This window comes from Jeotgalibacillus proteolyticus (assembly GCF_050107735.1).
Lineage (GTDB): Bacteria > Bacillota > Bacilli > Bacillales > Jeotgalibacillaceae > Jeotgalibacillus > Jeotgalibacillus proteolyticus_A.
Window position 1 is genome coordinate 238,504 of record NZ_JBNILO010000004.1, and the last position, 13,585, is coordinate 252,088.

At 42.1% G+C, this 13,585-nt stretch carries 12 protein-coding genes and 1 other annotated feature; of the genes, 7 read left to right on the forward strand and 5 right to left on the reverse strand.

Translation table 11 applies throughout. The features are described 5' to 3' along the window. Positions 1-26: 26 nt before the first annotated feature. Genes ACQCT8_RS08645 through argC form a run of 4 tightly spaced genes read right to left on the reverse strand, consistent with a single transcriptional unit; the run spans position 27 to position 4,197 of the window. Positions 27-1,181: an acetylornithine transaminase gene (locus ACQCT8_RS08645; RefSeq protein WP_426870158.1), complete on the reverse strand. Its 1,155-nt coding sequence runs from the start codon at positions 1,179-1,181 to the stop codon at positions 27-29. Beyond that, positions 1,178-1,960, reverse strand: coding sequence for an acetylglutamate kinase (gene argB / locus ACQCT8_RS08650; RefSeq protein WP_426870159.1), 783 nt, complete (start codon positions 1,958-1,960; stop codon positions 1,178-1,180). Before argB ends, ACQCT8_RS08645 begins: the two co-directional genes overlap by 4 nt. Further along, entirely contained in the window at positions 1,923-3,149 is a 1,227-nt protein-coding gene (gene argJ / locus ACQCT8_RS08655; RefSeq protein ID WP_426870160.1) for a bifunctional ornithine acetyltransferase/N-acetylglutamate synthase, read from the reverse strand. Before argJ ends, argB begins: the two co-directional genes overlap by 38 nt. 16 nt (positions 3,150-3,165) lie before the next feature. Further along, positions 3,166-4,197, reverse strand: coding sequence for an N-acetyl-gamma-glutamyl-phosphate reductase (argC, locus tag ACQCT8_RS08660; RefSeq protein ID WP_426870161.1), 1,032 nt, complete (start codon positions 4,195-4,197; stop codon positions 3,166-3,168). Positions 4,198-5,286: 1,089 nt separating this feature from the next. Between argC and ACQCT8_RS08665 the strand changes: the two genes are divergently transcribed. Both ACQCT8_RS08665 and ACQCT8_RS08670 read left to right on the forward strand, forming a co-directional pair. Then, entirely contained in the window at positions 5,287-5,637 is a 351-nt protein-coding gene (locus tag ACQCT8_RS08665; protein WP_426870162.1) for a hypothetical protein, read from the forward strand. A 146-nt stretch (positions 5,638-5,783) separates the two neighbouring features. Continuing rightward, positions 5,784-6,227 carry an NUDIX hydrolase gene (locus ACQCT8_RS08670; protein ID WP_426870163.1) on the forward strand — a complete coding sequence of 148 codons (444 nt, stop codon included), beginning with the start codon at positions 5,784-5,786 and terminating at the stop codon, positions 6,225-6,227. Between the two features lie 407 nt (positions 6,228-6,634). Here ACQCT8_RS08670 and ACQCT8_RS08675 read toward each other — a convergent pair whose 3' ends face one another. Then, complete coding sequence (locus tag ACQCT8_RS08675) at positions 6,635-7,978, reverse strand: MFS transporter (RefSeq protein ID WP_426870164.1); 1,344 nt, start codon at positions 7,976-7,978, stop codon at positions 6,635-6,637. 311 nt (positions 7,979-8,289) lie between these two features. Here ACQCT8_RS08675 and ACQCT8_RS08680 point away from each other — a divergent pair, with 311 nt between their 5' ends. The 5 genes from ACQCT8_RS08680 (at position 8,290) to argS (ending at position 13,538) form a co-directional block, all read left to right on the forward strand. Further along, positions 8,290-9,060, forward strand: coding sequence for a helix-turn-helix transcriptional regulator (locus ACQCT8_RS08680; protein WP_426870166.1), 771 nt, complete (start codon positions 8,290-8,292; stop codon positions 9,058-9,060). A 309-nt stretch (positions 9,061-9,369) separates the two neighbouring features. Beyond that, positions 9,370-9,744 carry a VOC family protein gene (locus ACQCT8_RS08685; protein WP_426870168.1) on the forward strand — a complete coding sequence of 125 codons (375 nt, stop codon included), beginning with the start codon at positions 9,370-9,372 and terminating at the stop codon, positions 9,742-9,744. 299 nt (positions 9,745-10,043) lie between these two features. Continuing rightward, positions 10,044-10,436 (forward strand): response regulator, encoded by a 393-nt coding sequence (locus ACQCT8_RS08690; RefSeq protein WP_426870170.1) that lies wholly within the window; start codon positions 10,044-10,046, stop codon positions 10,434-10,436. A gap of 201 nt (positions 10,437-10,637) precedes the next feature. After that, on the forward strand, positions 10,638-11,450 hold the full coding sequence (locus tag ACQCT8_RS08695) for a hypothetical protein (RefSeq protein WP_426870172.1): 813 nt from the start codon (positions 10,638-10,640) through the stop codon (positions 11,448-11,450). A 109-nt stretch (positions 11,451-11,559) separates the two neighbouring features. Further along, positions 11,560-11,785: a binding site (T-box leader), on the forward strand. Between the two features lie 43 nt (positions 11,786-11,828). After that, positions 11,829-13,538, forward strand: a complete 1,710-nt coding sequence (argS, locus tag ACQCT8_RS08700) for an arginine--tRNA ligase (protein ID WP_426870174.1) — start codon at positions 11,829-11,831, stop codon at positions 13,536-13,538. Positions 13,539-13,585 lie beyond the last annotated feature (47 nt).

Sequence of the window (13,585 nt, forward strand, 5' to 3'; positions counted from 1 at the left end):
TTTGTGAGTAAAAAAGTACTCCTTATTCAGGAGTCCATTGAAACCTTTGATAAAATAAGTTTGTTTAAAATGGCTGCCGCTTCTGCAAGCTCTTCCCTAGACACAGTCAGGGGAGGAAGCAGCCGGATCACGTGAGACCCTGCCGGAACGAGCAGCAATCCTGCTTTCTCGGCCTGCTGAACAATAGGAGAAGCTTCGTCCGCCATTTCGATGCCCAGAAGAAGTCCTCTTCCTCTGATTTCCTTTACAGAGCCGCTCTTTAAAAGAGGAGACAACAGACCCTGCAGGTAGCTTCCTTTTTCAATAACCTCCTGGATAAAGGGAGGGGCAAATGCTAATTCAGTCACTTTTTGCGCTACACTGACAGCAAGTGCATTGCCGCCAAATGTTGTACCGTGGGTGCCCGGGCCAAAGGAGTCAAAAAGCTGAGCAGAACCAATCATAGCGCCGATGGGGAAGCCATTGCCAAGCCCTTTTGCAAGTGTGATAATGTCAGGCTGCAGTCCAAATTGCTCGAACGCATAGCGGGTGCCGGTGCGGCTGATTCCCGTTTGTACTTCATCAATGATCAGCAATATGTCAGTGTCGCTGCATATGGATTGAATCTTCTCTGCGAATCCTTTTTCTATAACATGAACGCCGCCTTCACCTTGTATGACCTCAATCATAATCGCAGCCACGTTTTCATCCACAGCTTCTTCAAGCGCTTCTGATTGATTAAAGGGAACGTGCCGGAACGATTCAAGAAGAGGGCCGAACCCTTGCTTTATTTTTTCCTGTCCAGTGGCAGACATGGCCCCAAAGGTACGTCCGTGAAAGGACTGCTCACATGTGATAACGGTTTTTTTTCCCGTATGTTTTCTTGCAAGCTTAATCGCAGCTTCATTTGCTTCAGCCCCGCTGTTGCAAAAAAACACATGCGATAGGGGAGAGTCAGATACGAGTGCCGCCGCCAGTTTTTCCTGCTCAGGACTTTCAAATAAATTGGAAATATGCCATAGTTTTTCACTTTGACGCTGAAGGACATCAATAATAGCCGGGTGAGAATGGCCGAGGTTGGTTACCGCAATACCGCTTGTGAAATCAAGATAGGATTTGCCGGCGTCGTCCTCGACGACTGTGCCCTGTCCTTTTGAAATGGACAGCGGGCGTCTTGCATAATTATTAAATAGGGAAGTCATGGGATTTTCACCTCCTGGGAAATTTGTGTGCCTTGCAGTGATTCGCCGACAATATGTACAGCAGGAACTCCAGCTTCAAGACAATCAAACGCTGCCTGGACTTTTGGAATCATTCCACCATAAATCTCACCGGAAGAAATTGCTTTTTGAATCGCTTCAGGCGTCAGATCATTTTGCGTTTTTCCTCTGAGCTTGATGCCGTCTGTGTCTGTTACCAAAAGCAATGACTCAGCGTGCAGGGCTAGAGCTATTTTAGAAGCTACCGTATCTGCATTAACATTCAATGCCGCCCCGTCCTTTGTTTTACCAATGCAAGACACGACAGGAACAAAGCCGCCCTCAAGCATGGTTTGAATCAGCTCTGTCTTGACAGTCTGAATCTCTCCAACGCAGCCATATTCTTCTTGATCCAGGTAGGAGCAAGTCAGCATTTGATCATCAAAGCCATTAAGACCGACCGATTGTATTCCGGAAGATGATAATGCGTGTACAAGGGAGGGGTTTACCAGTCCGATAAGAGTGCTCTGAACGATCTCCATTGCTTCAGGAGAAGTGACGCGCAGACCATTTTTAGTTTCTGAAGGAAGTTGTCTGCCTTCAAGCTGTTTATTAATCGCGGGTCCGCCTCCATGTACGATCACAATGTGCTGCCCGCTTTGCGTCTTACGTGCAATTTCTCTGTAAAATGATGAAGCCAGATTTTCCAGCAGGCTGCCTCCAAGCTTAATGACTGTGACAGGCTTAAGTTCGATAGCTTGCATTGATTTGAACGTAGTCATACGTTAAATCACACCCCCATGCCAGTCCATGTCCGTCTCCCTGATGGACATCCACTTTTAACTTTATCTCAGGCTGTTTTAGGTATTCGATCAGCTCTTCCTCCGAAAAAGCAACAGGCTCTCCGTCTTCCACTACCGCAGCAGGGCCTATTTGAATGCGAATAGCATTAGGATCTAGCGTGGCCCCGCTGTACCCGACAGCTGCAAGGATCCGTCCCCAATTTGCGTCACAGCCGAAAATGGCTGTTTTAACTAAAGGAGAGCCGACGACGGTTTTGGCGATTGCACGCGCTTCAGCATCTGATATAGCACCGTTAACTTCCACCTCAATTAGTTTCGTCGCGCCTTCTCCATCCTTTGCAATCATTTTTCCAAGATCCTCACAAACACAAAGAAGAGTTTGGACAAATACGGCCCAGTCAGGATGAGAAGGGGATAGTGAATCATTTTGAGCAAGTCCGTTGGCCATTACAATGACCATATCGTTTGTGGATGTGTCTCCATCTACTGTTATTGAGTTAAAGGTGCGGTCGACAACAGATGTAAGCGCCTGGTGAAGATGCTTGGATTCAATTGCTGCATCGGTGGTAACAAAGCCGAGCATTGTCGCCATATTTGGGTGAATCATCCCCGAACCTTTTGCCGTTCCTGCAATCGTAATGGTCTTACCGTCAATTTCAACCCGGTACGCTGTGTTTTTAGAAACGGTATCCGTCGTTAATATGGATTGTGAAAAATCGATTGAGCCTTTTAATCCTGGAGCCGGCTCTAAGCGCGGAATTCCCGAATGGATACAGTTCATCGGCATTTTTTCCCCAATTACTCCAGTAGAAGCTACTCCCACGAGATGTGATGATATTCCTAATTTTTCTGCAGTCATCTGCTGCATGGTTCTGGCATCCATAAAGCCCTGTTTGCCGGTGCAGGCATTGGCATTTCCCGAGTTGACGATTATGGCCTGCATCATGCCCGACTGATCGATGGCTTCTTTGGTGACAAGCAGAGGAGCCGCCTGCACCGCATTTGTCGTGTAGACACCCGCTGCATTTGCCGGTACATCACTTACCAAAAGAGCAAGATCATTTTTTTTGTGCTTGATGCCGCAATGGAGACCTGCTGCTCGATAACCAAGGGGAGAAGCGATATTGTTGCCCGAGATGCGCTTGATCGATGGATAAACAGTTGTCATCTTAGTCCTCCTTAAGCTAAATAAATAATGGCACTACATCTAAACTTGTTTCTTCCGGAAACCGGAATTGAAGGTTCATATTTTGAATCGCCTGTCCTGCTGCCCCTTTTACCAGATTGTCAATAACAGAGACCATCGTCACCCGGTTAGTTCTGGGATCTGTATACAGTTGAATGTCGCAGTAGTTTGAGCCATATACCTGATTGGTGCCAAGCTTGCCGCCATTTTCGGAAAATCGTACAAAAAGTTCCTCATGGTATGTTTCTTTATAACATTCAATCAGCTGTTTTTCAGTTGCTCCATCAGCAAGCGGGGCGTAAGATGCAGATAAAATCCCGCGTGTCATTGGAACCAGATGGGTGCTGAATGTGATAGGCGGCTGTTTGATAGAGAATAATTCAAGCCCCTGTTCAATTTCTGGTATATGCTGATGCTGATTCACCTTATAGATTGATAGATTTTCATTTGTTTCACTGAAATGTGTAAGTTCTGATGGTTTATTTCCTGCTCCCGATACTCCGCTTTTTGCATCGATGATTAAATGGCTTGCGTCAATCAGTCCGTTTTTTACAGCAGGCAGTAAAGCAAGCAGAACGGCGGTGGGATAACAGCCGGGATTTGCCACTAAGGAAGCATCTTTTATTTGGTCCCGATTCCATTCTGTTAATCCATATACACTCTGATTCAACGCATCAACTGGAGCTGCTTCTTTTTTGTACCACTGCTCATACTCCTTCTCTGGCAGTCTGAAATCTCCAGATAAATCAATTAATCTCGGGCCTTTCCCAATGAGGGAGGGCAGAAGCTTGCTTGATACTCCGCTTGGTGTGCTTGTAAAGACGACATCAAGTGAGGCTAAATGGTCAAGATCAATTCTATGAAGAGGGGTATCATGAATATTCATCAAATGTGCATATTTATGAGATAAAATTTTTCCTTCACCGGACGACGTAAACAGGTCGAGGGATTCCACTTCTCTATGTCTGTGTAAAAGTCTAATGAGCTCAAGCCCGCCGTAACCAGTAGCGCCTATAATTCCTGCCTTCAAAACATCACCCCGAAAAAATAAGATAGACACATTATAGTATGTATAAAAATAAATGCAACAGTATTTTTATAAAAAATATAAAAATATAAAAAAACAAGACCGGTCCATTTCCGTTTCGGGCGGATGCTTTCCGCGTGGCGGGAGGTGAACCCCCTTGATGCTGCCGCATCTGCGAGGTCTCACCTTTCCCGCTGCATCACGCAGGAGTCACCGCCTTCCACTGCAATGAACCTATCCTTATTAAAATGTTAAGAAATAAAGATACTTTTTCATAAAACTTTTTATTTATTTGGAACGGTATCTTAATTGTTGAAAATAGGGGACCGGTCCATTTCCGTTTCAGGCGGATGCTTTCCGCGTGGCGGGAGGTGAGCCCCCTTGATGCTGCGCATCTGCGTGGTCTCACCTTTCCCGCTGCATCACGCAGGAGTCCCCGCCTTCCACTGCAATGAACCTATTCTTATTAAAATGTTAAGAAATAAAGATGCTTTTTCATAAAACTTTTTATTTATTTGGAACGGTATCTTAATTGTTGAAAATAGGGGACCGGTCCATTTCCGTTTCAGGCGGATGCTTTCCGCGTGGCGGGAGGTGAGCCCCCTTGATGCTTTCGCATCTGCATGGTCTCACCTTTCCCGCTGCATCACGCAGGAGTCCCCGCCTTCCACTGCAATGAACCTATCCTTTTTAATTGTTAAGAAACAAAAACTTGATAATTACCTTGCGCGGTTGCAGGTGCTGAAATCATCCGGCACAGAACGAAGTCAGTTTATTATATGTCAAGGAATTTAATTCCAATTGTTAAAACATATGATAAACTTTATGATATCTAAGTTTAGGAAAAATCTTATATCTTATTCAACTAACGGAGCAGGTTAGTGGAACAAGTAACTGATATATAATCCCAAACAGGAGGCATTTTATTATGGATAGTACTGTGATTTGGCAATTATTTAATTTTTTATTGATAGCAGTTATTAGAGGTGGATTTGTTATGTTTTTTAGGTATAAAAGAGGTAAATGATTCTTACTGTTTCTTTGTTGCGCTAATTATTAGGTAAGTCGTCTAATTGTGAAAGGGGTGTTTTGATGCGATTTTTCTCGATTGCTCTTATATTGCTTTTTATACCCACTATATTGATAGGGTGTGGGAGTAGTCCTGGGCAAGGTGAAGGTGGTTATTTGAGCAAGGAGCAAGTATTAAAATTATATCCATATGCAGACATATTTGAATATAATGGGCAAGTTTATAAAACAGGTGTAGATTGGATTGAAGACGAAAACTTAATAAAAGAAGAACAAATAGGAGAAATATCTGAAGGAATGGCAAATAAATTACCCGTCGGAGCTAAAATATTTGCACCTAAAGAAAGAAGAGATATTTTGATTGTTGAGTATAACGGGGAAGAAAAAAGGTATTTGGTTCAACTTGGTGAGTAATTTTTTCTTCTTAAACAAACGGGAGCTTTTCTACATTTAATAATATAATTTATCTTCTATAATCGGACGTTTTTCTTTAAGAAGGAGAAGTGCTGTTTTTGTTGAAATGAAAGGTGAACTATATTTGATAAGATGGAGGTTCCTTATTGAAAAAAGGAGTAATTAGACCATTAGTTATTTGTTTGTTTAGTAACAACGATTCTATTCTTGTTGCTGAAGGGTATGACTCTGTAAGCAAGGAATACTATTATCGTCCTATTGGTGGAGGCATTGAATATGGGGAATTAAGCTCAGATGCATTGATAAGAGAGATTCAAGAAGAGATTAAGGCAAGCATAACTAATCTAGAATACTTAGGAACGCTTGAAAATATTTTTACATACAACGGTGAGATAGGGCACGAGGTAGTTATAGTATATGATGCTACAATTGTTGACACGTCATTATATAAAACTAGTTCCTTTGATGGTGTAGAAGACGATGGAATAATATTTAAGTTGTATTGGAAGCCTGTTAGAGAATTTCAAAATGGTAATTTACAACTTGTTCCTGAGAATTTATTAGGGCTTATACAAGAGAGAATGAAATGAAAATATCGACTGTGTATTTTTTAACAACACCAGTTGATAAAAGCATTAACAATCTTCCACAAACGATGAGCATTAGTTTAACAAAGCATTAATAAAACGAAAAGAAGCTGGGATAAAACTTAAAAAAGTTTAAAAATGAGGATATATTTATTAATAGTAGTAGGTGAGCGGAGCGGAAGGCGGCGACTCCCTGCAGTACATGACGGCAAGCTGAGCCTTTACAGAGCAAGGCTCTGAAAAGGCTCAGCGCCGTCCCTGCGGAAAGCGTCCGACTGAAGCGCAGTGAACCGGTCGTAGAGCTTGAGACACCTTTGTCCCAGGCTCTTTTATCATAATAAAACAACATTAAAATTTAACAAAGGTTTTAAATTCGTTCTTCTATCTACAATTGCTTAATGGGCATGCAGTTAGGAAAGTAGTGACTGCGCACGTTTTCGATAAACGAAAAACAAAATAGTAGAAAGAGTCATCAAAATGATTAAAGAGGCATAAGCCCACTGAAACGAAGAAACGGAATAGGTGGCATTTCTCCATTCAAGAATGGTGGTCCCGAGGACTGCTCCTGAAGCACTTCCTACAAATTGACTGAGCTGCTTCATTCCTATTCCAGTAGCCACCTGCTCTTTAGGCAGAATCCGTGAGATCTCATTTGTTGTGCTTGACGACAGACTTGAAAAACCGAAACTTGTAAACATATAGCCAATCATTATCATATAGACGCTGAGAGGAGAAAGGAAGGTGAAGATAAGAGCAGAGATCATAAGCAGGATTTGAGAGAGCAGCATGACGCGGATATTTCCATACTCGTCAATCAGTCTTCCTACGTAAATCGCTGCCACAGCAGACAGCATCGCACCAGGGAAGATAATCAGCCCCACCTTGGTTGCCGAAAGATCAAACACCTGCCCAATCATCAGCGGCATCAGTACCAGTAAAGCAAAATGCAGCGTGAAGCCAATATAGCTTAAATAAACAATTAACCGATAGCCTCGGTTCGCCAATAATTCCGGCTGGATAAACGGAATTTCTGTATGTGTGATTCTCCATGCAAGCATAACAGCAAGCAGGGCAAATGCACCAAGAAACAGGAATTCAAATGTAGAGACAAACAGTAAAAAGGACGTGACGGCGCCTCCGGTTAACAGTCCTCCCAGTAAATCAAATGACGCTTTTTTTGTTTCCTGATTAGGGAGTAAAAGAAATAAGAGCGGGATGACGGCCATCACAAACACCGTTACGATAAATAAATAATTCCAATTTAAAAAATCGGTTATCGTACCTCCAACAACCGGGCCGAGTCCAAAGCCCAGAGAGGATGCAGAGGCAATCATGGCCATTGCCCGGCCTCTGCGGTGAATCGGAACAAACCGTCCTGCAAATACCATCGATAGCCCTGGTATTGCAGCAGCACCGGCCGCTTGTCCGACTCTTGCAGCCAGCAGCCAAGGAAACGTATCTGCAAAAAACCCAAGAATGGAAGAACAACCAAAAATCATAATTCCGATTGTTAATAGATTCCGAATAGGAATGTAGTCAGACAGTCTCGTGTAAGCAATTGTGAAGATGGCAAGCACAATTGAATAGCCGGAAACGATCCATGCACCCTCCGAGGGAGCAAGAGAAAATTCGTCCAAAACATCCGGGAGTGCTACGTTAAACATGGTGGTATTCATAACGGTAAGCCAGACCGCAATACTGAGAACCAATATTGTCTTCGGATAAACAGAGGATTCCGCCTGAGAAGTATGCATTCTGCAAACCTCCTTTCAGAAATAGGGTCAATAAGAACTATTTATATGTCATGTTGATGGTCGTTAAGATGAGAAAAAACTTTAATGCGTTTATTTACCAATATTGAATGTGGAGCATAATAAGACAATCAATTTAAACATTAAGTATATCAAGGCTTTTTGGAACTGTCTGCTGATTGGCGCATAGTCAGAACCTTCTATTAAAAGAAAACCCTTTCATATAAGTGGAATAAGTTTACAAAACATGTCAAATAAATTAGTATAATACGTAATTATGAATCGTGGCTGCTGACCTATGAGGAGGGTCTATAATGAAAGAAAGTACATATGAGGAGCGCTTTGCTAGGTACTATATGCGTGATATGGAACAGTCCCAGGATCAGGAAGGGATTCAATTGTTTTTTCAGCTGCAGGAAGAATTGATGGATCACATCACTCGAAGTCATGCGCTTGAAGCTCAAAAAACCATGAAAAAGCTGCAGGTAATCCTGCGTAAGCGTGCACCCGAGGCTATTGAGACTGCGCTGCCAAGATTTTACCTCACACAGGTCGCGTTATTTGCCAATGAACTTCAAAAATTCGGCATCTCACCCGTTAAAATATTCTGTTTCAGCTCAGCAAGCATTGAATTAATTTATTCCTGGAATACGGAAAAGGAAATGGTTGAGGGCGGACGTTGGCTTGTGGAAAGCTTTATTGATATGATTAGTGAACGATTAAATCCATTGTTCAGTCATCCAATTGTCAGTCAGGCAGCTGAATATATTAATCATCATCTTGAAGAGCCGATTGAAGTGGACGCAGTGGCAAAAGAAATTGGTATAAGCCCAAGCTACCTGGCAAAGCTTTTTAAACAGGAGGCGGGAATGACGGTTAAACAATTCAGCAACCACCGCAAAGTAGTGGAGGCAAAATATTATCTTCAGTTTTCCAATAAAGAAATAGCTCAAATAGCTGATCAGTTTTCTTTTTGCAATCAAAGCTATTTTACTAAAGTTTTTAAAGATCAAATGGGACTTACCCCTAAACAATTCAGATTGTCTCTTCAGGAAGCAAAGAAATCCTATCAGGAATCATCCTAAAGGAGGGGTTCTTCATCGACCAAATTGCCTCGCACGGCTATATTACCATAACGAGAAAAATCGAGTGGGAAGAGCAGCATATCACGGAGCACACACACGAGCTGATTTTATATAAAAATAAGATTTGTGATCATGAAAAACAAATTTTTCTGCCTGAAATTTTAGATGTTTCCTACAAGGCGAGTCTTCAAAGCTACGGCTTGCTATATATTCATACAATTAAAGGGTTATTTCCATATAAAGTGAAAGAACACCCAGCTTTGTTTATCGAAAAATATTTGGAATTAGAATAAAAAAAGAGGTGTGTATATGAGCTTTTCTTTTAATGGAATTGACCATATTCAGTTAGAGGCGCCTAAAGGGCATGAAGAAAAAGCGAGAAGCTTTTATTCCGGTGTTCTTGGTTTGGAGGAAATCCCTAAGCCTGAAAATTTACGCAAACATGGAGGATGCTGGTTCCTATGCGGTCCTCAGGAAATTCATATCGGATCATTGGAGTCCTTTAAAGCTCCTCAAAAAGCCCACCCTGCGCTTGTGGTGACAGGTCTGCAATCTTTGCGCAGCCACCTTGAAGACGCCTCTTATGCCATTGACGAAGAGGAGCCAATTGCCGGGAGGGACCGTTTTTTTGTAAAAGATCCATTTGGCAACCGGATTGAGTTCCTGGAATATCATGCTTTGTAAAAAAAGAGGTTTACTATATGAAGAGCGCTGGTTGTTAAAATCGTAATAGTTGCTATTTATGTACATTCAAATCTTAGTATGAGATACTGAACGGATCATGAAGAAAAGAAATAATAATTAGAAGGATTTTTAAAAGCAGAGGTTGAATAAATAAATAAGGAATGTTTGTGAGGTCCTTCGGGTTTCCTATGCAGTAGCTGACTTATTAAATGTTTAATAGAGAAAAGAGGTTGAATAGAGTTTCCTGATCCATTTAAGGAGGCTCAAAGGGGGTAAGGATTGGGTAAGGAGGAATGTTCATGCAAAGGATCATGATTGTTGAAGACAATGCTGACCTTCGAACAGATTTAACTGAGCAAGTGAAAGTCAATGGGTACGAACCGATTCCTGTCACAGATTTTGAACGGATTTTAGAGCATTTTATTGAAGAAAAACCGGATTTGGTGCTTTTAAATGTCAATCTGCCCTTCTTTGATGGGTACTACTGGTATCGACAAATACGACAGTATTCTCAATGCCCCGTCATTTACCTTGATGAAAATGAAAACGAGCCGCGAATGAACTTAGAAATTGCTGGTTTGAAGAAAGATTCAAAGAAAAATGCAGCCGTCAAACCCTTTTCTAATGAAGCGTTAACAGCTGCGCTACGGTCTCAGTTGGCAAGTGCTTATCCGAAAACAGATAAAAAATAATGCAATGTAACCTTCCCTCATGGCCGTGATGGAAGGTTTTTTCTTATATTTCTTATGTACCACCATTATACAAATATTAAACGTACGGGTAAAGTATATTTCAAAATGATGTTAAAAAAATAGTATTTTTTCTTAATTATTACAAGAGCAGAAACTATTCAGCACCTCAAACGTAGTATTAGTAGCAGATTAAATGAGGTGATGATCATAAAAAGAATAACTAAAAAACAGGTGAGAGTGTCTTTATTAATCGGGTTGGGAGCAGGGGCAGCTCTTCTTACTGCCGCTTTTATAGCAGAGGCGTCTTGGGTTTTAAATGCTCCTTTACCTATTCTTCTGCTTGCGCTGGCTCCGTACTTTTATTTTTCTGCCTCTTACAAAAATAATGAACGAAGAAGAGAAGCTCAGAAAACTGAATCAAAGAATATACTGCAGGAGTCGGAATGGATTTTTATGAGAGAAGGAGCAGGCGGCGAACTCAATATTCTAAATAAAAACGGAGAATACATAGGGTTCTATAAGTCAGTAAATGTACCTGCATGGTTAAGACGTATCACCATTTTTATTGCCTGGGCGGAACGTTTTTTCTCATCTACAAAAGGGATTTTTGACTCTCACGGTCAGCCGGTTGCAGGTATTCAAAAGATTTCTGAAAAAGGCAGCGTAACCCTCGAAGTAAATAATAGAAGAGGTGAAACGGCAGGGTATTATGAAGAGTACCGGGCTGTGTCAAGCTTAAAAACCCATGGGAATTTAAAACGGCCGGATGGAAGTGTGTGGCTGAGCGTAACTATGTCCACTGCTGCAGGAGATTTTCATCTTAAAGATGCTGAAGGCCGCTTTATCGCGTCTTACCGTTTTGGCTACTTTGACTATGCGCTTTCAGAACCATTTAAAAATGGTGCCGGCTATGAACTCGTGAAAGTAAATGAATCTCTGACAGACGATGAAAAAACCCTTCTCTCCGCTCTGGTCTGTCATTGGATGGGCTATAAATTGCAGGGAACGGGTTAATTGAAGGGGGTCAGGCCCCTTTAACAGAGTAAAGTAAAAAATAATTAAATATAGAGTAAAAGCTATTGAGTTTTCTGGGGCGGCTTTGTATAATTAGTCAACAATAAGGTTGAGATCGATGAGCAGAAGAGTAGGGGCATGCAGTGCTTTAGCGAACCGGGGAAGGTGAGAGCCCGGTGCAATCATGAATCCTGAAGCGCATCTGTGAGATGTTTTGCTGAAATAAAGTAAGCAGAACCGGATCCATGCGTCCGTTAGCAGCATAAGTTGGAATACTCGAGAGCTTGAGTATTCAATTGGAGTGGTACCGCGGATCATCAGCATTCGTCTCCTGCATATGCAGGAGGCGGGTGCTTTTTTTGTTGAATAAAAGGAGGATTGACCATGAAATCGAAAATCGCTGAACAAGTAAAGAGTGCATCTGGCACTGATTTTTCAATAGGTGAAATAGAAAGCTGGATTGAAAAGCCCAAGTTTTCAACGATGGGGGATTATGCCTTTCCCTGCTTTCGGCTGGCTAAAGAATTCAAGAAAGCTCCTCAGCTTTTAGCTGGAGAAATAGCACAGACATTTACGTTAAAAGAGATCGTACGTACAGAAGCAGCTGGCGGTTACGTAAATTTTTACCTTGATCTTCCGCTTTATTCTGAAAAAGTGTTAAAAGATGTTCTTGGCAAAGGATCCAATTATGGATGTCAGGATCTTGGCAAAGGGAAGGCCATCACCATGGACTTATCGTCTCCGAATATTGCCAAGCCTTTTTCCATGGGGCATCTGCGTTCCACTGTAATTGGGAATGCGCTTGCCAACGTGACAGAAAAACTGGGCTACAACGTGATCCGAATCAATCATATCGGTGACTGGGGAACTCAGTTTGGTAAGCTGATTACAGCATATAAAATGTGGGGGAACGAAGAACAGGTGAAAAAATCGCCAATCCCAGAGCTGCATAAGCTCTATGTGCATTTTCATGAACAGGCAGAAAGGAATCCTTCATTGGACGATGAAGCACGTGAATGGTTTAAGCGGCTGGAGGATGGAGATTTGGAAGCGGTAAAGCTCTGGCAGTGGTTTCGTGAGGTTTCGCTGGAGGCTTTTTCGGAAGTATATAAAAAGCTGGATATTTCGTTTGATTCTTACAATGGAGAAGCCTTCTACAATGATAAAATGGATGACGTAATGGCCATGCTCGAAGACGAGGGACTGCTTGAAGAGTCTGAGGGGGCAAAAGTCGTGCGGCTGGATGAAGAAGGGCTGCCGCCATGCCTGATTCAAAAACGAGATGGGGCCACTTTATATGCCACAAGGGACCTGGCTGCTGCTTTTTATCGGAAAAGAGAATATTCCTTTGAAAAATCCTTGTATGTAGTCGGAAATGAGCAGTCGCTTCATTTTAAACAGCTGAAAGCGGTGCTGAAAAAGCTTAATATCGCCTGGGCTGAGGATTTGGTTCATATTTCATTTGGAATGATGTTAAAAGACGGCAAAAAAATGTCCACGAGAAAAGGGAAGATTGTTTTACTTGAGGAAGTACTTGAACAATCCATCACACTTGCAGCAGAGGCAATTAAAGAAAAAAACCCAAACCTGAAGGAAAAAAAGCAAGTAGCCCAATCAGTCGGAATCGGTGCGGTCATGTTTCACGATTTAAAAGTGTTCCGGCAAAATGATGTTCACTTTGAACTGAAGGATATGCTTAGATTTGAGGGGGAAACAGGGCCGTATGTGCAATATGCCCATGCAAGAGCCTGTTCTATTCTTCGGAAAGCAGAGGCTGAAGAAGGAGCATCCACATTTAAAACAGTTGCTCCTGCAGCATTTGGAGAGGCGGAGCGTGCCATCGTTATGAAGATCAGCGCATTTGATGAAGTAATTCAGGAGGCGTTTGCTGAATGGGATCCTTCAAAAATCGCGAAATACGCCATAGACCTTGCCCAGCTGTTTAATCAGTATTATGCACATACTCATATTTTAAATGAAGAAGATAAAGACGTAAAAGGACAGCGGCTGCTGCTTCTAAAGGCCATTACGGTTGTGCTGAAAGAAAGCCTTCGTCTTCTGGGGATTAAGGCACCGGAAGAAATGTAGAACGGTAAAGCTGTTTAGTTGGTTGGCTGTGTAAAAGATTATATGAT